This window comes from Paraprevotella xylaniphila YIT 11841 (genome assembly GCF_000205165.1).
GTDB classification, from domain to species: Bacteria; Bacteroidota; Bacteroidia; order Bacteroidales; family Bacteroidaceae; genus Paraprevotella; species Paraprevotella xylaniphila.
In genome coordinates this window covers 24,291-47,742 of sequence record NZ_GL883817.1, presented here as the reverse complement: position 1 = coordinate 47,742, position 23,452 = coordinate 24,291, and the positions used below count along the sequence as shown (strand labels likewise).

Sequence of the window (23,452 nt, the reverse complement as noted above, 5' to 3'; positions counted from 1 at the left end):
TTCACACTTTCCTCAAAAAAAAACAGGCATGGAAACCACGATATAAGCGCAATTCCATGCCTGCCATTCCTTAGTATGTCATTCTCAATTCTCCACCATCGGCAAATACCAGTTATTGCGGTCTCTCAATTTATTATAAAGCGCCTGGTCGGGATTGTCCGGACTCGTACGGCGAGCCACACGGGAAGCCAGGAAATCTTCTCCACGACGGAACGCAAAACGCATCAAGTCGTAAAAACGGTTGCCTTCGTAGGCCGTCTCCAAAGCCATCTCGTCGCAAATCATATCCTCTACTTTCCTTATGCTGTCCTCACGCGAAGCCATGGCCGGCAACGCATAATGCAACGTGTCCATCTCCGCATTCCCGCAACCGCGTGCATGCAACCCCATATTATCCTTGTTGTCATACATGTCGTAAAACGTATAACCGGACTGCATCAAACGGCGGTATTCCCCGTTGGCATCGTATTGTATCAGATTGCCACGGCTCAAACCATACTTCAGCACATGGAAAGCCGTCAACGGATAACCCGCACGGTTGATAGCCTCTGCCAGACGGAGGTAAACCGCCCCCGTACGGTAAGTGGTCACATGCGGCCATAGTGAAGAATACTTATTGATGCTCAACCCGTATCCTTCCTGATAATCCCGGTTGAAACGCAAATCGCCCATGAAATATTGCGGTGTGCCCGGCACCGTGATATATGAATAATACTGTGGATTTTCCTTTGTCCCGTAATACAAAGTATCCTTTGCCAACCCCGTAAAGCGAGACATATACTCACTTTCATCCGATTCTGATTCTTCTGTATACATCACGTAGCAATAATAAGATTCATCCACCAATTTCTGAAGCGCGTCAGAACCCATGAAATACCTGAACGATTGCTGCAAACTTCCTAATTTACCATATTGGGAGTTGCCTGCAAATGGAACGAGGCTGATACGTTCCATAGTATTGCCTCCCACAAAAACGGAATTCCAACGGTCCACAATTTGGGCGTCGTCCAAATCCACAGTCCGATAAGCTACCTTTATTTCAGGATTTACAAATCGTTCTTCGGACAATAAATAATCACGATATTCCTGAGCCGCCTTGGCAAAATCGGATTTATTGCCATCCAATGAACCACGCCATAAATAAAGGTCGCCTCTCAGCAAACGGATTGGAAGAAAAAAATCGCTACTGTTTACCGAGCTATTCTGGTCATAAGTGAAGTTCCCGTAATTGGGAAACGGCACATCAACGTAAGGAAGCAAATCATCAATGAAATAAGAACAAATCTCACCCAGTCCCTTCCGTCTGGAAGGGTCGTTCATCACTTGCTCTATTTCAGAATAAGACAGCAGAGGCTGAGTATAGAACGGGATTTCGCCATAAAGCAAAGCCAATTGCAAGTAAGCCCACGCCCGGTAGGCACTCACGGCTGCATATTCCTTCAGGAACACTTTCTGCCCGCGACGCTCCATCTCGGCATCCGCACGCTCCAAATAGAAATTGCAATTATTCACAATGGCATAGTAATCCCGGTAGCGGTTGAAAGTCGCATCCTCCAAATTCTCAAAACGAGCCAAATCCACCCAAGCATTACTTGCACCGGCTAAAGGAACAGGCTTTACCAAATCTCCCCTCAATTCACCTAAAAGCACTCCTTTTTCGACCACGTCTTGAACCTTGTCCAATATACCCAACACAGAGAACACGGTATCGCCCGGTTGAGAAAAATCATGGTCTTCTTCAAACATCACCGTAGTGGTATCCACCTCACAAGCTGTGAAAGACACCGTAGCCGCCATCCAAATTGCGGTCGACTTTAATATGTTTTTTAACATCTTCATATCCTTGTTAAAGATTAATTTTAACCCCTAAAACGAAACTGCGCCCGTGTCCTAACAAACCACGGTCAATCCCCTGGTAAATCGGATTGCCTGAAATAGAGAGTTCCGGATCACTACCTAAATATTTCGTACACGTAAACAGATTGTTGGCAGCTCCCCAAACTGTAATCCCTTGCAGGAACGTCAAGTTGAAGGGAAAGCGATAGCTCAAACTCAAAGTCTTGAGCTTCAAATAAGAGCCATCCTCAATCCAACGGTCGGAAAAACGTGCGTTTCTCATCCGATCCCCGTATTCCACACGGGGAATCGATGTCTGCTGCCCCTCTGAAGTCCAACGGTTCAATAAAGCCGTGGTTTGGTTATTATAAGAACTTCCGCTTTCCAATACGGCACGTTGGTAATTGTAAATGTCATTCCCCAAAGAATAACTGAAGAAAGCATCCAATGTCCAATTTTTGTAATGCAGGCTAGTCCCGAAATTACCGAAAATATCCGGATTAGGGTCGCCGATTACATCTTTGTCTTTATTATCAATCACCCCGTCAGCTACCAAATCGGAGAAATGTACATCACCGGCACGGAAAGCACTTCCATTTTTGCTTCCATTACGTAAATCCGTTTCAGCAGCTTCTTCCGAGGTGGCAAACACACCCTGAGTCTTGTAACCATAGAACAAACCGATCGGGTTTCCTACCTTAGTCATGACCTCACCGCCATAAACAGAAGTATACACCGTCTTATCGTTATCCGGCAATGCAGTAACCTCATTCTTGTAATGGCCGACACTTGCAGAAATTTCCCATGAGAAATCCTTTAATGCCATGACTTTGGCCACAGCCGCAACATCAAAACCCTGGTTTTCCATCTTACCCTCATTACTCCAATAATTGCGCAATCCGCTCACCCCTCCCAATGTCTTGTAAGCTAACATGTTGTTCACATAAGACTTATAATAATTGAATCCAAGCGACAAGCGGTCATTCCAAACGGACATGTCCAAACCAACTGAAATCCGCGTGACCGTCTCCCATTTCAGTTTATCATTGCCGATATTGGCCAAGGACAAACCCGACGTATGATTCAAAAATGCACTTGGAGCAAAGTAAGAGCGGGAGGCAAAGCAATCAATATTGTCATTGCCCGACTGGTCGATGCCGACATTCAGTTTCAAATAGTCAATACCCTTCACGTTCTGGAAGAAAGGTTCGGCGGAAACCACCCAAGCCGCCTGCAAGGACGGGAATATCCCCCAGACATAATCGCCCAGTTTCACTCCCCCTGCGGCATTCCTGCCGAAACGCGTAGATGTCTCCGCCGTCAACGTTCCCTGCAAAAAATACTTATCTGCATAATTCCAATCCGCATTCACATACACAGCCGTGGATTTCCATTCCTCAATAATGCCGTCCACCTTACGGTTCTTCATTTCATTGGTGATGTTCGGCAACTTATCTCCCGCACTGTTGTCTGCACGAATAGCATCCGAATTAAATGAATCGCTTAAATAACGGAAACCGCCAAAAAGATGAATCACATGTCCGCCATAACGGCATGACCAATCAATCCTGGTATCGCTCGCCACGGACAATTGCTTACTGGAATAAGCCCTTGACCTGTTGGCTGTCATATCGTCACCGCTCTCTGTAAAAGTCGGTACCCCCTCATCCGGAATAAACGAACGTTCCGTGACATTGTTCAACACGTAACTTACCTTTTCAGACAGTGTCAGGTTTCGATTGATTTTCCATTTCGGCATGGCACTCAATGAAAACAAAGTATACTCCAACCGGTTTTTATTACTCGCGTCGCCATTCTCCAATATGGACAAGGGATTGGACAAGTTAAAACAATCGTAGTCTGCCATGGATGCCGTAAACCGGCCATATTGGTCAGGATTGTATGCAGCCAATACGGGGGATTTAATCAGGCCCAACATTCCCGGAGACAATACCTGCCCACTGCCCATTCCGTCATCCCGTAAATTCCGGGTCGTATTGGAATAAGCTACATCCAAACTGCAATCCAGATTCTTCATAAACTTCACATCTGTATTGAAACGCATGTTCAACCTTGCGAAATCATTATACTTCAATGTGCTTTGCGCATTTGCATAGCCTATGGAAAGATTGTAATTAGCCACATCGTCACCACCTTGCACGTTTACACCGTAATTCTGCGTGAAAGCCTCATGATAAACATAATCCTTCCAGTCCGTATCGTTATGGTACATGGCATACTTTTGCTTGTCCGTTGTAAAATCGTCCAAGAAATCCGGAGTTTCGGTCACGTTCCCCATTACATCCGTTGCATACAAACGATATTGCCCGGCATTCATCATCGAAGGCAATTTCGGCAACAATTCAACCGCCCCATAGATGTCTACATCAATCCGTGTAGCCATACTCTTTGCACGTTTTGTCTCTATCACCACAACCCCATTGGCACCTTTCGCCCCATATAATGCAGTGGCGTTTTTCAACACTGTCACTTTCTCAATGTCATTGACACTGATAGCCGAAAGCACGTTATTGACATAACCTTCATGCATTAACGAACGTCCGTTTTGAGTATCAAGAATCACACCGTCCACCACAAACAGAGGTTGCCCGCCTCCATTCAACGAATTATATCCTCCAATAAACATGTTCGCCCCTTGGGCGGGATTACCCGAACGAAGCAACACACGCAAATCAGCACCAAGTTTTTTTGCCATTTCATCTTCAACGGTCAAAGACGAATTTGCAGAAAAATCCCCGACACTGCTCTTATTCGTCACCCTCACTTCATTGGCATAACCATTGGAAAAATGTTCCGAATACATCCTCACTACCAATTCTTTTCCTTTTCCGGCCAAATGTACCCTGGCCAAAGCATAAGTAGGAGTACGCACCAACAATTGATTGGCATACAACGGCACTTTTATTTCAAAGGCACCCTGTTCGTCGGAAATGGAACTGAACCGGTCGTCTCCGGCCACTTGTATGATGCCGCCCTGTACCGGCCCGCCCGTGGCTGCATCGACCAATGCCCCCTTATAAACCACCGTGGGTATCTTATTCATTTCCCTCTGCACTACAATCTGAAGCGAATCAGTTTCTCCTCCTGCGGCCGATAACGTGGAATCTGCCACCCCTTCCGCATCCACCTGTCCATAGGTCGTTTGCAGGCTGCCTGCCAAGGCCATACAAAAACATATACTATATAGATTCTTATTCTTCATCACTTAAATCTCCATCAATTGAGGGTTTCAACAATATGCAATCAATATATAAATCACGTGTATAATCCGACTCACTACGTTTAGGCGTGCTGACGATTTTCAAAGAGATTTTGGCATCTTCCATAGAAGCACGATTGGGGAAATAATCACAATAAGCAAACTGATGCCCTCGTGCCACCCATATCGTATCAACCTTGTCGCCTGGTATTTCAATCCCTTCCACTTCCAACTTTTCCTTCGTGTATTTATCATTCAATTCTACATCAACACGTCCTTTTTTCGTATCAATGGAAGAAGACCAACCGTTACGCGTCAGATTCATCGGAACAAATACAATCCCTATGTCATAAGCACAAGACAGCACGTTCGGGATTGCATAAGTGACGGTGGCACCCCGCAACATGTTCGTAGAAGTAAACTTCATGTAGTAGCTTGATGACACACCGGTATTTGCAGCGGCAACAAACACCGGACGATCCTTATTTTCATCGTAATAATTAGCCGTAAGCAGATACTCACCGATATTTTCGGCTTCAACAACAATGTCACTGTTTAAGACCTGATAAGGGCTTAAATTCACATCGGCCGCTTTCAATATTTGTCCATTGCTACAACCAATGGCTTCGGTCCCTTCAAACAAGCCCCCGGCATCTTGTGGACGATAGAACAATTTTCCGGACGTACTTTCCCAATAATCGGATGTCGAAGACTGACTACGGGTTTCAAATACCAAAGCATCCAATATGCTGCGACACGCATACTTGTCTGCCAATTCCGGTTCTTCGTCTTCCGAATAATGATAAAAGCCCTTAAACTTATCCACCAACCGGTCCCAACAATCATTCACGGGAACCAACATCGTATAATCCTGCTGCTCGTCATTCAAGTAGCCAATCTGCCCCCACAATTCATTTGTCAAGACAAACACGGAATCCGTATACACCTGTTCCCCATTCACCACACCGCCCGGTGTACTCAATTCAGGCACAAACTCCAATTTATTAAAGCTATACAAATAATCGGTAATATTAGAAAAATCAGCATCCTGTCTCAAATAAGACCAAACATTGTTATTGTAAACCGCCTGGCAATCTAATATATGCAAATCTCCATTACTGCATTCAATATTAAAAGATTTGGCCGGCGAGCCATTGAAATGAGGCACGCCTCCTTCTGACACAAAAGGCATGGGCTTCCCGTTCAACACCTTTATGGTATCGTTCACAACGGAGGATGCCGCAATAACCCCACGGGCGATATGGTTTTTAACCACTTGCTCCATCACTTCGTCCGGAGTCATGTCCTCACCGGTCACCAATGTCGTGTCTATGCTGCCGGATGGTGCCCAAACCGTATAGCGTTGGCCCGAATCCAAGAACTTGTCATAACCGTATCCTTTAAGCAATTTTGCAAAATCCGACAACTCCGGACGGGCAGTAATTTCCTGCCACAAAGTCCTTGTAGGACGGGGTACACCATCATAATGTGCATCCCAATCGTCCGAACAAGACAAGACCAATCCGGAAGCCAATACCGCCATGCAACAAATAGTTGCCTTGGCATATCTTTTAGAACCTTTCATAATCTTCTGCTTTTAATTTAATTTCTATCTTCTGGTATGGCACCATTATACACACTTTTCGGCACAATTTCGATAAAATCGATATTCAACATGCGCCCGGTTCTTTCGTCTACTTTACGCAAGCGCAAATAAGAAGGTTTTTCTTCCAAAGTCTGGGTGGTAACGATATTACGTATATACCACCAATCGTTAACCAACTTCGCACGTAATGAAACCCTGTCATTGTCTACCCTATACACGCAGGCAGGCCCCTTCATATACCCCAAATTACGCATAGCCTTGTCATTCTCAGTAATGGTTGTCTTTCCTTCGAGGTTATACGACACGTCGTTATGGATATCGTCAAATAAATCATTATCTGCTATCATTCCCACTTTTGGCATTCCGCCTCCCCATCCCAAATTCAAAGGAATTCCGGTGGGTTGCATATATTCGGTATTTTGTCCAAAATAGATTTGCGCAATTCCCATAAAGCCATTGGCCACGTACCCCAACCTGATTTCATATTGGCCGGCCGGTACGGCAGGCAAACGTAACATCACATCATATTCCCCCGCAAAATTCATATTATCCGTACGGAATGCTGCCAAATCATAGTGCGACCCCATTCCGGTTCCCTGAGCCTGAGGCCAACGGTTATATTTGCAATCGCATTGGCTGTCATAACGCACATCATCGAAATACCCTTCCGGGAAATGCCACCACAACATATCTCCGTCCGGATCCAGACGGACATCATTGTTCACCAATTCAGGAAACAAGACGCCCGTATCAATACGGATTCGTTCACTACGAAGCATTTTCACGACATTTTCATTATAAGAAAGGATGCTGCCCAGAAATTGGAAATTGCCATTTACAGTTGAAGAACCTCCGGAAGGAAGGACTTCCACACCATCCATCCTGTTGTCAGCCCTATTCACATCGTCACAGCGATTCAAATATATCCCGTCTCCCAAAAGAGAAACTTTTTGCGCACGCAACAAATTACCGGCCATGGTTTCGTAGTACTCCACAAAATCCCCACCTTCCTGCACAGACCAATCCGGAGTGGAACATACCAAATCCCCATAGCTTGCATTACGGTCCAAGATGTGATAAGCAATAAAACGGTTTAAAGGATTCTTGGGATGCGTATAGTCATCATCATATACCCCCTTGTCGTCCGGATATACCTTGTCGTATATGTCCTTTGCATAATTGAACAAGGATACCAAATCCGCCTGAAGATCTCCCGTATAGACAGGCTTACCCATATTTTGCGGATCATATACCGTTTTATACAAATTATCCTTCTCCACCAATACCGTATAACCGAACTTGCGGGCCGGAGGAACTTTATTCCCCTCCGTGGTGTACTCTGAGTTCGAAGCATATTGGGCCAACCGGGACAACATCTCCGGACTTTCATCTTTTTCCCTTAAAATGGAATCCGTCAAATGAGTCTGTTTCAATGCCTCCATAAACAGGGTAAAGCCTAATGTCTCACATTTGGACTGCATGTAATCAGGCAATACATAACTGGACTGCTCCAACACACGGTCTATGGTATGGACGACCCCATTACTCACCGTATCGTTAGCTTGGATAATCCGTGAATAATCATTCAGGACAAATACCGTCATACTATCGTTTATTGCAGCATCGAACTCCTTCTCAATGGTCACTTGCACCTTACGGTCGTACATATTAGGCTTCTGAAGATAACCTGTTGAAAAATCAGAGGTCAAGTAGCGAACGCCTATCAAATGGCTTTTGGCCAAGGCCACCACTGCAGAATCCGGCAGGGTCTCCAACGTGCAGCCCGGATAATTACTATCCACATAACGGTCTATGGCCTCGTTGGTCGGTGCAAAGCAAGTGTAATCCCCATAAGCATACATCAAACCTTTCATGCCGGCACGTTCCAAAATAGTGGAAAACTCACCATATTTCCCGTCCGCATCCAAATAATCACCAACCGTCTGACCTTGGAACACATAATAACTGTCACCTTCCACACCGTCGTCATAACAGCCGGACAGCATGGTTGCCAAAACCACACATCCTATTACCTTATTATATATGTTACGTTTCATATTACTTCTATTTACTCTTGATTAATAAATGATGTAAGCCTGATTCTGGTCCGGTACCAACAACGGATTCACATCTAACTCTTTCTGATAAAAAGGCAGATACAAATTGTCCAATGACCCCATCCGAGCCACGGCATCACGTCCTCCCGTTCCATATTTACGTTGCAAATACGTACTACGCAAGGTGGACATCGCATTCACCGGATTATCGGAGTGACGTACCATCCGCATCAAGTCATACCAACGCTTCCCCTCGAACATCAATTCACGCTGCCGTTCATCCAAAACGATGTTCTTGATCTTATCGGCATCATACACCAACAAGCTACGCCCTTTGCACGACCGCATGTTCACAGATTTCACAATCTCAAAAGCTTCCTGCTTGTTTTCATCCCCTCCCATATAAGCCAAAGCCTCAGCACGCATCAACATCACATCCGTCAAACGGTAAACAATCCAATTCTCTGCCGTGGAGCGAAGCACTCTTTCATCATTTCCAAAATACAAGAAACGAAACTTATAGACAGGATAACTGTTCGAGGGTTCGCCCTTATATCCGGTATTCTCTTCCAACCGTAAATCAGATGCGTCTGCAAACAAGGCATCAGCCGTCTGATTGGTCAAATAAGCCGCTGCATTGACCCTGCCTGAAAGGTCTTTATGATTTCCGTAGAAATAAGAAATACCTTCATTGCCATCCTTACGGTTATCATAATCGTATTGAAGCTCAAAAATACTTTCAAATGAATTACCCCGCTCATACAACATGGTATAAGGATAATGCGATGAATAAGATTCATCCAAAAGCGGATAGCCATTGTACAAGGCCAGAGAGCCTTCCGTAGAAGAAGATATAAAATTTCCCTCCAATTCTGCTGTTTTGATGACATTGTACTCTGCCATTTTCTCATCCATGATTTCCTTGCAATATTGCGCGCACTTGGCATAATCCCCTTTCCACAAGTAAATATCTGCCAAAAGGGCTTTCACGGATAACTTATTGAAACGTCCTTTCCTTTCGCGTTCATCATCAAAAAACTTTTTATTCCATATATAATCTTCTGACCATTCCAAATCTGCAATAATCTGTTCCAACACTTCCTGCTCGGAGGATGCACGTACTTTGAAATCCACATCATCGCCGATAGTCGCCTGAAGCACCAACGGCACTTTTTTAAAGGTGCGGATTAAATAGAAATAACACAAGGCGCGAATCGACTTAGCTTCGGCTTCATGCGTACGTAATTCGTCTACTGAATAATTTCCATCCTTGGCTTGGGCCCCAGGTGCATAATGCAAGATGGTATTGCATAAATTGATTACATTATAGAAATCCGCCCACGAAGTCCAACTGTTGTCCGGAACGATATTATTCGTATAAAAATCATAAAGCTCCTTTTCTTTTGCGGCCATTGTGGAAGTTTCAGTCAAATTGTCGCCCCGTAACTCCCCCCAGGCTATCACACGTTGTGAGAAGCCCTTGTCCTGCATGTGAAAATAGCAAGAAGTTATCACACTCTCCACCTCGCTTTTCTTCTCCCAATAGTTTTCCACCACCACAGCATTCAGGGGCGTGATATCCAAGAAGTCGCCACAGGAAGTCGTAAAAGCGGCGAGAGAAACGGCCATGGCCAATGTCCCGGTTTTCAATATCTTTTTCATATTTCCTTCTGTTTATTCATGTCATTAGAACGTTGCTGTCAACCCGAATGTGAAAGACTTTGCACGAGGAGTAATCGCCTCGTCTTTAGTCACTCCCATATCACCATAATTCACTTCGGGATCCACGCCTGAGTATTTGGTCAGGCAGAACAGGTTCTCTCCGCTCACGTAGAGGTTCAGGCGGGAAAGCCCGATGCGCTTGATAAGCTTGGAGTCAAACCCATAAGAAAATTGCAAATAGTTCAGGCGCAAGAATGAGCCGTCTTCCACAAAACGGTCGCTACCCATCCAGTTATATCCTTGGCCATACAAAGCCCGAGGCAACACATGTCCCCCATTTGCACCGTCACCTTCCTTACGCCAACGATAGTTCACCGCCGTACTCTGATTGTCGGCACCATGCATGTTTTCCGCCCTCATTCGTGCCACATTTGCAATCTTGTTACCATAACGGTAGTTGAACTGCGCATTCAAACTCCATCCTTTATAGAACAACCTAAACCCAAAACCACCAGTCAATTTGGGCAATGAGCTGCCTAAATAGACCACATCATATTGATCAATGCTTCCGTCATGGTTCACATCTTCATAAATAGCATCACCACCGGTAAAAGCATATTTCGTACCATTATAATCATAATACATGGGCATCGGTTCTCCATTGGCACCATAAATGACGCTTCCGGCCTCATCCCGCGCCACCGGACAAGTCGCGCCGGATGCCTGTGCCTTGTCGAACTGATCGTAACTGTAAGCATACACGCCTTTGTAACGCAAGCCGTAAATCGCACCAAACGGGTTGTCTATCTGCACACGGGACATATACTCCCCGTTTTTAGGTAACTTGACCCCTGTTCCATTAATGGCATTCAGACGCGTAGGTGTCATGGCCGTAATGGTATTCCGGTTATTAGCGAACGTAAGATTGAAAGTAGCTGCCAAATCTCCCGCCAATTTTACACGGTTCAGGTTCAAATTGATTTCATAACCTTTATTCAACATGTCTCCACCATTCTCCACAATCAACTCCGAAAAACCGGTCGTTGTGGGAATAGAAGCATGTTCGGTCATCAAGTCTGTTTTCTTATGGGAATACAAATTGATATCCGCCGTAACCAAATCATCAAACAATCCGATATTCCATCCTAAGTTCCACGCAGACTGTTTTTCCCAACGCAAATCCGTCAAGCGGACATTGTTCGGCCGCATCCCGATGGAATTAATATACCCTCCGTCTACACCATACACACTGAAATGAGTATCTTCCTTAGGAGGTTGCGTACCCGTCACGCCCCATCCGAAACGAACCGCAAACATGCTCAACCATTTTTTGGTAGGTTCCATCCATTTTTCATCCGAAATGTTCCAACGGCCGGAAGCTGAATAAAAATACCCCCAACGGTACTTTTGGCCAAAACGGGTGTTTCCTTCTCCGCGCAAGGCCAAATCCAACGAATACTTGGACTGGTAGGCATAATGCCCCTGAAGCACCCAATTGGCCTTCCGCCAATGACCTGCCCCCGTTTTCGTCTCGTTCAAAAAGCCACCGGCTGTCCCGGAAGTGATGGTTCCGCTTGGCAACAAGTATGAACTCAAGAACTGGGAACTGGACGTACCGGAAACCATTTCCCCTTTAAAGAACAAGCGTACCGAGTGGTCTTGGTTCATGATATAAGGGATATATGTCAACTGATGACGTGTGTTAAAACCGAAACTCTTTTCAAAAGCCGAAGAAGCGGAATTTATCCCTTTCTCATTCTCCTTGAAATCCACATTCCTCAACTCCCAAGGATAGTAAGAATCATTGTATTTATTGTAAATGCTCAATACCACAGTCCCCTTATAAGTCAATTGGTGCGAAGTCTCGTCAAGTCCCAACAAACGGTATTGGAAATCGAATTGGGGTTGGATGTTATAACTACGTTCCTCCTTCTTTGCCAAATATGCCGAAGCCACCGGATTCACTTTACCGCGTTGTGACGAAAGTTCATCCTTGTCCCCTTGGTACCGTTCCACAAACCTCGGTTGCATGTAATACGTACCCAAAGAATTACCGTACGCATCCTCGTCATAAATAGCCAGATTGGGCATCTTCGTATAAGCTATCCCCAACAAATCATCACTATTCATGTGGTTGTCCGTATAAGTCAGTGCAAAGTCACTCGAAATCTTGATGCGGTCGTTCACAAAATAATCCAATGCCATACGGGTTGTAAAACGATCCAGTTTCTGAGCGATGATAGAACCTATCTGATGGTCATAACCGGCAGAAATACGATAATTCGCTTTTTCCCCGCCTCCCGACAAAGAAACATAATGCGTTTGGAACAACCCGAACTGCTTCACGGCATCCCTCCAGTCGGTATTGTTATTGAATTGTTCGTATTCAGAAAACGTCGGGTCATAATTCAGTTCCGGCTGACTTTCGGGATTTTGGTTCACATTGAAAAGTTCCTCTTTCATCATCATGGTATACTCATCTCCGTTCAATAATTTGTAACCCTCCGGCTGATAAGTCCCCTTCAACCTCAAAGAATAAGTAAACTGGGGCTTGCCACGCCTTCCACGCTTGGTTACGATATTGATGACCCCGTTAGCACCTTGCGATCCCCAAATAGCCGTAGCCGCCGCATCTTTCAGCACCGTAATGCTCTCTATGTCTTCCGGGTTGATAGACAATAATTCGGCAAACTTTTCATCCGTCATACTCGTATAATCAATGTCATCATTGGCATTGGTCTCAAAGATGTTGTCATCCACGACAATCAACGGTTCCGCATTTCCCATAATGGTTGACACACCGCGTAAACGCATCGTCGTACCCGAACCCAGGTTTCCGGATGAAGCGATAATGTCCAAACCGGCAATGCGTCCTTGCAAAGCCTCGTCGGCAGAAGTGAAGGACAAACCTTCGAATTCCGTCATCTTAATAGTCTGTTGGGCAAAAGACTGTTCACGTTCCGGTATTTCCAATCCTCCGGTGGCTATCTTCGGACGGGCTTCCACCACGACCTCTTTCATCACCTTACTGTTTTCCTCCATCATGATATCGAAAACCACCCGCTTTCCTATTTCCTGCAAAACCGTCTTGTACCCCATATAAGTAAAACGCAACTTATTCTTAGGGTTTTGTACTTTTAGGGTGAAATGCCCGTTCATATCGGTCACTGCGGCCGATACAATACGGTTGGCCGCATCTATCTCTCCCACATACACTCCCATCAGAGGACCCAAATCGTCCGACACGGTACCGCTTGCCACTTGGTTCTGCCCGACGGCCCACAGCGGACATAAGCAGAATAGGAATACTATCAAATATTTTATCTTGTTCATAACCTCTTTTTTTATGATTCATGGTATTGTTAATCCTCCGGAACACGTTCATTATCTTTCAGGCAGAAACATTCGTCATCGTATATCAAAGGTTCATTCACACGATGAACCACCACGTATGAAGAAGCGTTGATATTACCATTTTCCGTCTTTTCCGAGAATGTGTACTCACGTGTCATCCGGTTATAGAATTCTGGATTTTCAGTCGTTATACGAACTACACCCGTCTTCTCCGAATTGTCTGCCACCGTAATACCTGTGGCATCAGAATTCACCCGCAAGGTATAGCTCAACCCCTTGTCTGCACCGTCCGAATGGGTTGCCGCAGTCTCGAAAGACATATTACGGGCATCCCCACCGATATAAACCGCATTGTCTTGGAAATGGTACTTCAAGAAGTTCATCACCCGTTGGGTGTAAGCCTGTTTCAAAGAATCCACATTGACATCCGTCCCGGCATACACGTTGGCCAGATTGTTGATGTCCTTCCAACGCGGCAACCCGAGGCTGTAAGCTTTTTCCATAGCCGCATTATCCGGCACATATACCGTATAATGATAAGAACTGAAAGTCTGTATGGCCGCATTGTCATCGTTCATATTCAAAGATTTTGTAGAAATCAAAGAATACAGGTTAGACTCGTTGGTCGTCCATTCCTCATTTCCCAAAAGCAATTCGTAAAATTCAGAATACTCCGGATGTTCCACCAACTCCTGCATCAAACTATGGAATGTAGGCTGTACCATTTGGTCAAGCACGTAATACACCCCATTGTCCATCGTTACGAAATCCTGCGTTGTTACTTTTTCCCCGGAATACTGGTCGGTCACGGTCACTTGCCCGCCCACTTTTTCAACCTTCATGGGTCCGTCATCCTTCGTCTGGTAATATACAGAACCATTACCCACATAATTGCCCCCGTTCACATCCCGGGGAACGATACAGAAGTTCAGCAAATCGGTCAGACGGTTCTCGACCACAGGATTGATTTGATAATATGAATTGCCCTCACTATCCTCCTGCAACGTGCTGCCCAATATGCGCATGTCATCCTCCGTGCAGCCGGCCCATCCGCCCAATTTCTTATCATAGCGGTAAGAATACGCTTCCACCTGGTTCTTCTCCGCATTATAATAAAACTTGAACCACCGCGGGTCCGTTCCGCTATACGACACGGGGTCAATGTAACGGGAAAGGGCCTCATCCGTCAATATCATGAAATCATAATGGCTCACCATAGATAACAAGTAAGGCCTGAACTCCAAACTTCTAATAGCCCAATTCATGATTTTCATATTCTCATTGACCAACGTCGGAGCCAATACGGAACGGAACGATGCCGGAGCATAGGCTTTTTTCATCACGTACACGGCACCATTGTTACACACAGCCGTGCTTCCTTTTATAATATCAGCCTCGTCAAGTCCGACAGGATCTTTGGCATCATCCAATACCAAATTGAATTTGCTGGGCAAAGAAGACAAGAACGAATACTGCATATGGTTGTTCAAGAACTCTGCCAACACATCATTGGGAACGTTTTCGAAAGGCTCGTCACTCGGATAACGTTCACGCAAGAAAGAGCCGTTTTCACTGTTCCAATACGAATTCAACGCCTCATCCGTAGGAGCGAAGACAGCACCCATGTCCAAGTTGACATTATCCGTATACTCCCCACCTGCGGTATAGATATTCCCTTCTGCATAATCGTTACGCGAAGGATCAAATTTCAGCACGCCGTCCACTTCCACACCGTTGTACGAAGTCAGTGAATTCCCATCGGCCGAAGAGAAAAAGTAACGTCGTCCATATATGGAGTCACCTCCGGCCAATGCCGGATAAAGATTCTGGTCAGCATAACGGTCGTGCAAATCCTTGTAAGAATTGGAAAGGGAAGCTGATACGAAAGGAGCTGAATAACGGTCCATCAATTTGCTGAACAAAGAGGTAGCCCCGTTCGTACGCAAATAACCGGCCATGTTGGGCAAAGGTTCCGGCACACCATCCATAATATGGATATATCCGTTTTGGCACGTCACATTCCCCTCGCGTACCTTCACATTATTTATATATACATCCTCTTCCTGGAACTCCGTTCCATTAAAAAGGTAAGAAAAATCTTTTTTAGTGATGCCCTTGGACATCATTTGGCGCCAAATAAAATGCACCATCGGCACAGTCCCTTCTTCAATCAGGTTATACACGGGCTGATGCCTTCCACGCAATCCGCCCCAGTAATCCGCACTCACTGAAGCCTCAGGCAGTTCTGCCACGGACACAGCCGGAATGGAATCATACACCGACCATTGCGTATTGGTACGGCGCATCACCTGCCCTTTCAATATATTGTCTCCTGACGGTTGGTTGGTCAACAAATCAAGCACGTAGGCATTCTCCAACATGGAAGTGTTCACCAAAAACCTCTTCATCGGAATAGAAATATGGTTCTCGTCCACACCGTGCGCCTTGAAATAAGCGCGATAAGTATCATCGTCGGGCACGAAGACCGTCACGCTACCGGTCTTGCTTAAGAATTCGGTGCGCCCCAAGTCATCCACCATCTTCAAGTAAATACTGAAATTACCTCGACGTGACAACTCGTCATAAATGCTTTGCCCCAACCACGAGGGTTTCTCCTGTGCCCATTCATAATCATCCGAACAGGAGGGCATCATGCAAAGTGCACCCACCCCAATAGCCATGGAGAGCAACACCTTATACGTCCTTGCACGTAATACCTTTATTAGCATAAAACCTTTATTTTAAATTTTGTTTTCCTTTCACCTTAAATGGGAGAAACGGGACGGCACACGGCGGTGTCCCGTCCCGTTTTGTTTTAGATTAATTGCCTGCCACTACATATTTCTTGCCGCCTGCAATATAGATGCCTTTCTTCAAGCCATTCACCGCATCGGCACGTTTCACTTGCTTGCGCACAAGCTTGCCGGTAATATCGTATACATCTACAAGTTCCGACGAATTAGCGTTGCAATCCATCATGGTGCCACCGATATTGCTTCCTCTTTCCGTACCTATATAATAGAGACGGAAATTGTCGGCCAGGAACCAAGAATCATTTCCTCCAACTCGTCCATTACCACGTATTCCGATAGTTACGGCCCCATTCTCCACATAGATTTCAGGAACCACCGTGGTCGTTCCCAAAGTAGCCTGTGCTGCATCCCATACATCCTGCTTTCCGTTAAAGGCACTGTCGGCATATTCAATTTCAGTATAGGCATATACAAGACTGTCTTGTCCGGCACTTCCGGTCACAGTACTTACCTCCACACTGTTCGTCTGTGCGTAAAGCCTCATCTTGTCCCATTCATGGTTCAAGAACGTAGCAGCTTCCACACGATAGGCACCGGTAGGTAATCCATACTTACCCTCGGCAGACACTTCGGGTTGCGTACCGATAACCTGACGATAATCCGTAGCCGAAGAAATATTATGAGCGTCATTGCTAGAGTGACTGGTCGTGTACATCCAAGTATCACCAGAAGTGGCTCCTGTACGCGGTGCGCGGTCGGCATTCGTCTCCAATGTCCATCCATTGATTCTCACATCCGTCGGATTGCCTTCATCATCCGTGGCATCCTGATAGATATTGGGATTGACAACAAATGTCGTCATATCAAACGGTTCATCAGCTGTTGCCCGGGACAACACTTCAGGAGTCATGGCATTGACACACTCCCCTTGCAAGGCTTGTACCGCCAAATCCACATCCAAAGGATCCAACTCATCCGAAGCAATATAAGTCATTACGTTAAGGTAAGCCTCTGTTTGTGCCAAGCCCCCTATCTGGTCAGCCAGAACTTTGGCAGTACCCATCGGGTAACAAAGTGCCACGGAATTCATCAACTCCGCAGTGGCCGCCTTTAGAGCCTCCGCCTGTTCAACCACTGCGTCCGACAAATAATTGTCCCAAGACATATCCTCAGCCACTTCCGCAGCCATCTCCAAAGCCGCACTAAATGTTTTCTTTGCTGTAGGTTGGGCAAACAAAACACCTTCATTCAATTGGTTATTGAAATTATTTCCATTCTGCACCAACGGAGTCAAAAGCAAATAATTCGCAATCAATTTCTCAGCATCTGCGTTCATCTTGTCCAAGTCGTCTATGGCATAAGAAACGTCATCCAAAGTCCCTTCCGTCAAGAATATATAATAACCCTCTTCCGGATCCAAGGCAAAACCGTAAGACTCACTGTCATCAATGCCATAAACAGCCAAAGAATCATGCAATACGACAGCCTTATCCAAACGGTCTTGTAAACGTCCACGGTAAGCACCAAGAACATCAGAACCGGCAAAATAAAGACGGAAGTTATCGGCATACCAATTCTTACCATTACCTCCTTGATGGTTATTCTCCGGATCTGCTCCCCTTACACCGATATACAACTGGCCATCCACCACCACGACATCTTCTACCGTACTGGTCACATCTGTCTTAAAAAGAGCCTCATCATAAAGCATCCTGTCGCGGTTAAAATACACCGTGTCGATATTTACACTGTCAGATGTCGCATACAGTACAATCTTATTCGGATCACCGTCTGAATAAGTGGCAGCCGCCAACTGATACAAACCGTCCGGCAATTTGACCGCACCATCCCCGATTCCTATTTTCTGATAATAATGCACTCCTGTCACGTCGTTGCCTTTATTACCAGACCAGTTACCGGCATGCAATTCGCCATCACCGTCAGTCACCGTACACCAAATACTGTTGTCACGGGCATCGTTCCGACCGAGAATCCACCCACCAGGCATCTGGTTCTGTACACCGGTATTATTAAAGATATTCGGATTGGTAATAAAGCTTGTCATATCCAATTTGTTCTTTTCCGTGACAGTAGCCAAGAATTCCGGCGTCAGTTTCTCTTGGATTTTCGCATTCAAGGCAGCCACATCCAAGATGGCATCGTCAAATGTCAATTCCACGGCATCCAAATCAGCCAACACTTTCTTATACTCATCCGTGTTCTCCAATCCGCCCAACCGGTCGGCTAAAGCCTTTGCCTTTCCTAAAGCGTATGACAATCCGGCCCAATTCCGGGCCGAAACCACCATTGCATTCAATTTCGTGGCACTTTCTTCTGCCCCGACGACCATATCAGCCATATTGGTCTCCGCAAGTTGTTTCTTAGCTTCCGCAATCTGTTGCTGCAAAGAAGTCTTCAAAGCATTGTTCAATGTGACCTCCCCGTTCTCGACTTTTGCCCAATATGCCTCAGCCCCCTTCACGGCATTATTCAAAGCCATGGTCAAAGCACGTGCGGCATTAGCCGATTTCACAGTCTCCGATACCACTTGCAACGCTTCCGTGACATCGCCTGTGGTTCCGGCATACTTGTCATATACGGCCTGAAGCTCTGATTTTATAGCTTCAGCTCCAAGGTCATTAAAGTCATTAATCAGATTCTGGAATGAACCCATCAACTCAGTAAAGGCTTCTTCTGCCGTTGCCTCTCCCAAATATGTCAAACGGAAATTGTCGAAAACGGCCCAATCATTCTTGATATACGCATTTTTCTTCACACCGAGACGCAAAGTACCGTCCTGCACAATCACTTCCACCGTATTACCGGCATAACGCCCGTCGCCAAAGGCAATCGCAGCCTTGTTGGCATCTGCGGGAACATCTTCCTCACTCTCGGCCAAAAGAAGAGGGGATTCAACCAAGCCGGCATACAACATGGCGTTCCGGGCTGAACCGTCACCTCGATAAAAACCTTGGCAGGTCAAACGGTAACGCCCGTTACGGATGCCAGTAAGTTCCTGGTAAATATCGAAATTGTCATTATTGGACGCCTCCGCACAATAAAAATGATTTCCAGAAGCTCCACCCGGAGAACTCAAACTGACCGTTCCCCCATTATGCACTTCTTTCCAATTATGAGGTTCCGTGCGGACAAAACTGGCTCCCATGATATAGAACGTGGCATCCACTCCATGGTCTTTGGTCGCTTGGTCAAGCTTTTGCTCACGCTGCGCTTTCGAAACGAACAACCATTGCGCGTCAGTGGCACTTCCGTTACCGTCCAAAGTCAGCACTGTGCCTTCCCCTCCATAATAAAACCATTTGTTGGCATCCAAGTTCATCACATACTCATTAAGGCCGTCATCCGGCGTGGGATCGGTGAAGGTATATTCAGCCGGATTGCCATTGTCGATATACCCATCGCTACCCAAGCCCCTGTTGTCACCGTTGCAACGGGTCACAATCTTGTATTTCCCGTTCGACACGACTACCGTGCACAATAATCCCGGCTGTCCCAAGGAACCTTGCGTCCCCCAGGTATTGGCACCCAAAAGGAAACCGTCACCACTCTTGTTATAAAGGTAAAACTCACCGCCTTCCGCAGGCAGAGCCTCACCCACCCAAGGATTCTCTTCTTGGGCAAAGGCCATGTTGGCAGCCGTCAATGCCATGGTCATCAAAGCCACTGGCAAGCGTTTGCCCAACCGGACAGAAAAAATTTTCGTCGTTCTTCTTTTCATGCTCATAAGTTTTAAGGTTCATTATTCTTATCGCATATCACAGCCGAACCCATTGACTGCAAAAGCGTCTCTTTATCCAACCGTTTTCAAAGGTAGGCACTATTTAAATTAAGGTATGGGACAAAAAATAACAAATGATTAGACATTTTATAACATGGCACAGAAACCACTGATTTTCAATACATACAAAATGTAAAAAACCACCTTTATCCTATCGTCCCATACTCATTCCATCCCATAGCCCTACATCACCTTCAGGCTCTTGCAACGCCCTGAAGCCGTCACATAGCGCAAAATCATCATGCCTTTCCGCGACAGCAGATCCACACGGTTTGTACCCGGCACACAACGGACACTGCTCAACAGGCTACCCTCAAGTGTATATACATCCAACAAGCCCTCTTCGTCCACAGAGACTTCCAGACTGCCTTCACCACGACCGACAACTTCCAACAACGGGATGCCCTCCTCATTCTCCAAAACGGCATCCTCCACAGAAGAACCGTCTTCCTTCTTCACCAGACGGAACGGGAATGAAGTGCAAAGCCCTTGGTTCACCGATATGACCGATGACTCCGGAGCAATCTCCCACAAACCGCCGGACGCGGACGAGGAACGCTCTATGGCATACAAGTCGTCCGACCCGCATTTATGCCACAAATTGAAAGAATGACGGGAATAATCGCTCGCCGAACTCAGACGCCCGTCCTCCGACAAATGCTGCCCGCTGTTGGTACGGCTGATGAACATGTAACGCGAACCGTATGTAGAGGGAAGGCGGCGGATGCGCCACAGATACTCTTCATCGGTATCTTCTGAATAAGTCATGAACTGACCGTCCGTATTCCGCAGGTAACGACCGCCCATAGCCTCTTGGATATAGTAGCTGTCCTTATCAGAAGGAGACAAAACATTGGTCTCATATACCGGCACATCGAAATGGTACACCGTGCGAGCCTCTTTCCCTGTAGATGAAAAACGTTGGAACACCAAGGTAACATTGAAACTGGTGTCCATGGCCGATACATGCAGGGTATCGTTCAAATCGGCCACCTGCCCGCCCAAATCATCCAAATGGTAAGTCAGCGTGTCGGCCTGGATGGTATCGTTGCCCACGACCCATTTATAAATACGCGTCGAATTCACCGACTGGCTCAATATGGACGTAGGCTTGGCATAAAGGCTGAAAGAAGCCCCGCGCGGCAACACCATGGAAGTACCGGGATATTCTTCGCCATTATAAATAATGAAAGGATCTATTTCGGAAACCTCCACGCGGAACACCTGAGACTTGAGCACTCCCGACTTGTGTTCCATCGTCACACGGTAATAGGCACTGGAAGCCACACTGGCCAATTCAAAACGGTTGGTTGTCGCGTTGTTCAGCTTCGACCACCTCTCCCCGTTCGTGCTCTTTTCCCAACGCCATGACTTGACATGCCATCCACCGTAATCCATGCCTAAAATCACGCTCTCGTTCTTCTTCACGTAAATCAAAGTGTCCTGGCTTTCCCGGTAAGCATATTTGCAATAAGGCGTACAGTCACGCACGTATGCCTCACCAGCCACCTGTATGGAGAACATCTGCGTGCTTACCACTCCTGCCGCATTCGTATAACGCACGCGGTACACGAAAGAGGTATCCGCTTCCACCTCACGCTCGGCCGAAGTGCAAGAAGCATCATCGTCCCACGACCACTTTCCGGTATCAGTCTCACCATCCGGCAAAGCCACCTTCAGCGTCACTTTCGCCCCTCTCGGGACGGCATTCAACAAAGTACGGTCCAACGCCTCACCGTCATACCCGATGCTCCCTTTCAGGACGGTTGGCACAAGGGTCTTGTCTTCCAACGGATCCAAGGAACACATCAGCGTGGTGAAACCCAAATGGTCGTATCCGCCGCTGTTGCCGCCATAGAACCCTCCTCCAGCATCTATGCCGTCACCGTGGACCATCATGATCTTATGCGAATAGGGCATGTCCACGCCACGGATGTTTTCGTAGTAGTTCACGATGCGCGGCCAACCGCAGCGGTTGGTGCCTTGCCCGCCAGACCCCATCTCGGGGAAAGTGCCGTCCGAATTGGTGTATGGAGAATTGGGCAGGTTTTCCTCAAAAGTATTGTAAGCCGCCACATACTCAAAACCGGCCGCAATGCGGTCGTCCATATAGGCATAAAGGTCATCTCCCTGGTTCAAACCTGCCCCACACACATCCGCTGCCAAAACCACAGCCATGGAAGCATGTCCTTGGTCTCGGTTGGATTCCTGCATTTGTCCGAAATAACCGAAGGGTCCACGCTCGTCCGGATGGAGCTTCCATACCAGATTGCGAAGCGTCTCGGCATAGCGGTGGTCCTCCATGTACTTGTAATACTCCATACCGGCATTGTACACATAAATGTCGTCGCACAAAATGCCCACGCTGATTTCGCACAACACGTTGCACAACCCCCAATTCGACCAGTAATGATCGTCTGCACAACCATGACGCTCCTGCAGGAAACCGAAACTTTGGTCACTGAACACCCTCAGCATCCACTGTTGGTAACGTTTGAAATCCTCACGGTTCCACCCTTCGTAGTCCCGCATCAATTCTCCTGCATTGGCAAATTCATATCCATAAAGCCCGGAGGCAAGGCTTCCGTTGGAATTACCGGACACTTTCTGGCAGGTCCTGGCCCATGCGTTCATGACTTCAACAGACTTTTCCGCATAACGCTCATCTCCGGTAATCTTCCAAACCAGTGCACACTGGTAGGCTGTAGCTGCATCATTCATGGCGGCTCCATAATTGTCACCTTCCGGTTCCCAGACATTCCATCCTCCACGGATAATCTTGACTGTGGGATTGGGCTTCCAATTCAAATCCACATGCTTGCTGGTCATCAACTTGTTGTAGGCCGCCGTCCAAGGTTCCTGCCCGGTGGCCAACTTTTCCTTCACCCTGTCGAAATCCGCCTGCGTGTGCAATATGCCGGGATGTATGAACCCCTGCCCCATTCCGGACAAAGACATACAGGCAAACAGCAACGACAATACGCTCTTTTTGTTCATAGCATTCATTTTAAAAATACAACGTTCCAAAATTATATGATTCATTCCATACAATATGGGACAAAAAATAACAAATGATTGGACAATTTCTAACACTGCACATAAGACACTCATAACCACATACATAAGATGGCGAAAAAGATAGCATAAAACCCTTAAATCAATCTC

At 46.4% G+C, this 23,452-nt stretch carries 9 protein-coding genes; all 9 read right to left on the bottom strand.

Going from position 1 to position 23,452, the window contains the following annotated elements:
• Positions 1 to 84: 84 nt before the first annotated feature.
• The gene (locus HMPREF9442_RS01880; RefSeq protein ID WP_008624692.1) at positions 85 to 1,839 is read right to left on the bottom strand and encodes a RagB/SusD family nutrient uptake outer membrane protein; all 1,755 of its coding nucleotides are present in this window, start codon (positions 1,837 to 1,839) and stop codon (positions 85 to 87) included.
• 7 nt (positions 1,840 to 1,846) lie between these two features.
• Positions 1,847 to 5,059 carry a SusC/RagA family TonB-linked outer membrane protein gene (locus tag HMPREF9442_RS01875; RefSeq protein WP_008624690.1) on the bottom strand — a complete coding sequence of 1,071 codons (3,213 nt, stop codon included), beginning with the start codon at positions 5,057 to 5,059 and terminating at the stop codon, positions 1,847 to 1,849.
• Entirely contained in the window at positions 5,049 to 6,641 is a 1,593-nt protein-coding gene (locus tag HMPREF9442_RS01870; protein WP_040602477.1) for a fasciclin domain-containing protein, read from the bottom strand. The genes HMPREF9442_RS01875 and HMPREF9442_RS01870 overlap by 11 nt, the downstream gene beginning before the upstream one ends.
• A gap of 17 nt (positions 6,642 to 6,658) precedes the next feature.
• Complete coding sequence (locus tag HMPREF9442_RS01865) at positions 6,659 to 8,719, bottom strand: fasciclin domain-containing protein (protein ID WP_008624681.1); 2,061 nt, start codon at positions 8,717 to 8,719, stop codon at positions 6,659 to 6,661.
• A 21-nt stretch (positions 8,720 to 8,740) separates the two neighbouring features.
• On the bottom strand, positions 8,741 to 10,381 hold the full coding sequence (locus HMPREF9442_RS01860) for a RagB/SusD family nutrient uptake outer membrane protein (RefSeq protein ID WP_008624680.1): 1,641 nt from the start codon (positions 10,379 to 10,381) through the stop codon (positions 8,741 to 8,743).
• 24 nt (positions 10,382 to 10,405) lie between these two features.
• Entirely contained in the window at positions 10,406 to 13,714 is a 3,309-nt protein-coding gene (locus HMPREF9442_RS01855; protein ID WP_008624679.1) for a SusC/RagA family TonB-linked outer membrane protein, read from the bottom strand.
• Positions 13,715 to 13,743: 29 nt separating this feature from the next.
• Positions 13,744 to 16,464, bottom strand: coding sequence for a fasciclin domain-containing protein (locus tag HMPREF9442_RS01850; RefSeq protein ID WP_008624678.1), 2,721 nt, complete (start codon positions 16,462 to 16,464; stop codon positions 13,744 to 13,746).
• A gap of 91 nt (positions 16,465 to 16,555) precedes the next feature.
• On the bottom strand, positions 16,556 to 20,227 hold the full coding sequence (locus tag HMPREF9442_RS01845) for a T9SS type A sorting domain-containing protein (RefSeq protein ID WP_253270984.1): 3,672 nt from the start codon (positions 20,225 to 20,227) through the stop codon (positions 16,556 to 16,558).
• A gap of 243 nt (positions 20,228 to 20,470) precedes the next feature.
• The gene (locus HMPREF9442_RS01840; protein WP_253270983.1) at positions 20,471 to 23,284 is read right to left on the bottom strand and encodes an alginate lyase family protein; all 2,814 of its coding nucleotides are present in this window, start codon (positions 23,282 to 23,284) and stop codon (positions 20,471 to 20,473) included.
• Positions 23,285 to 23,452: the final 168 nt, after the last annotated feature.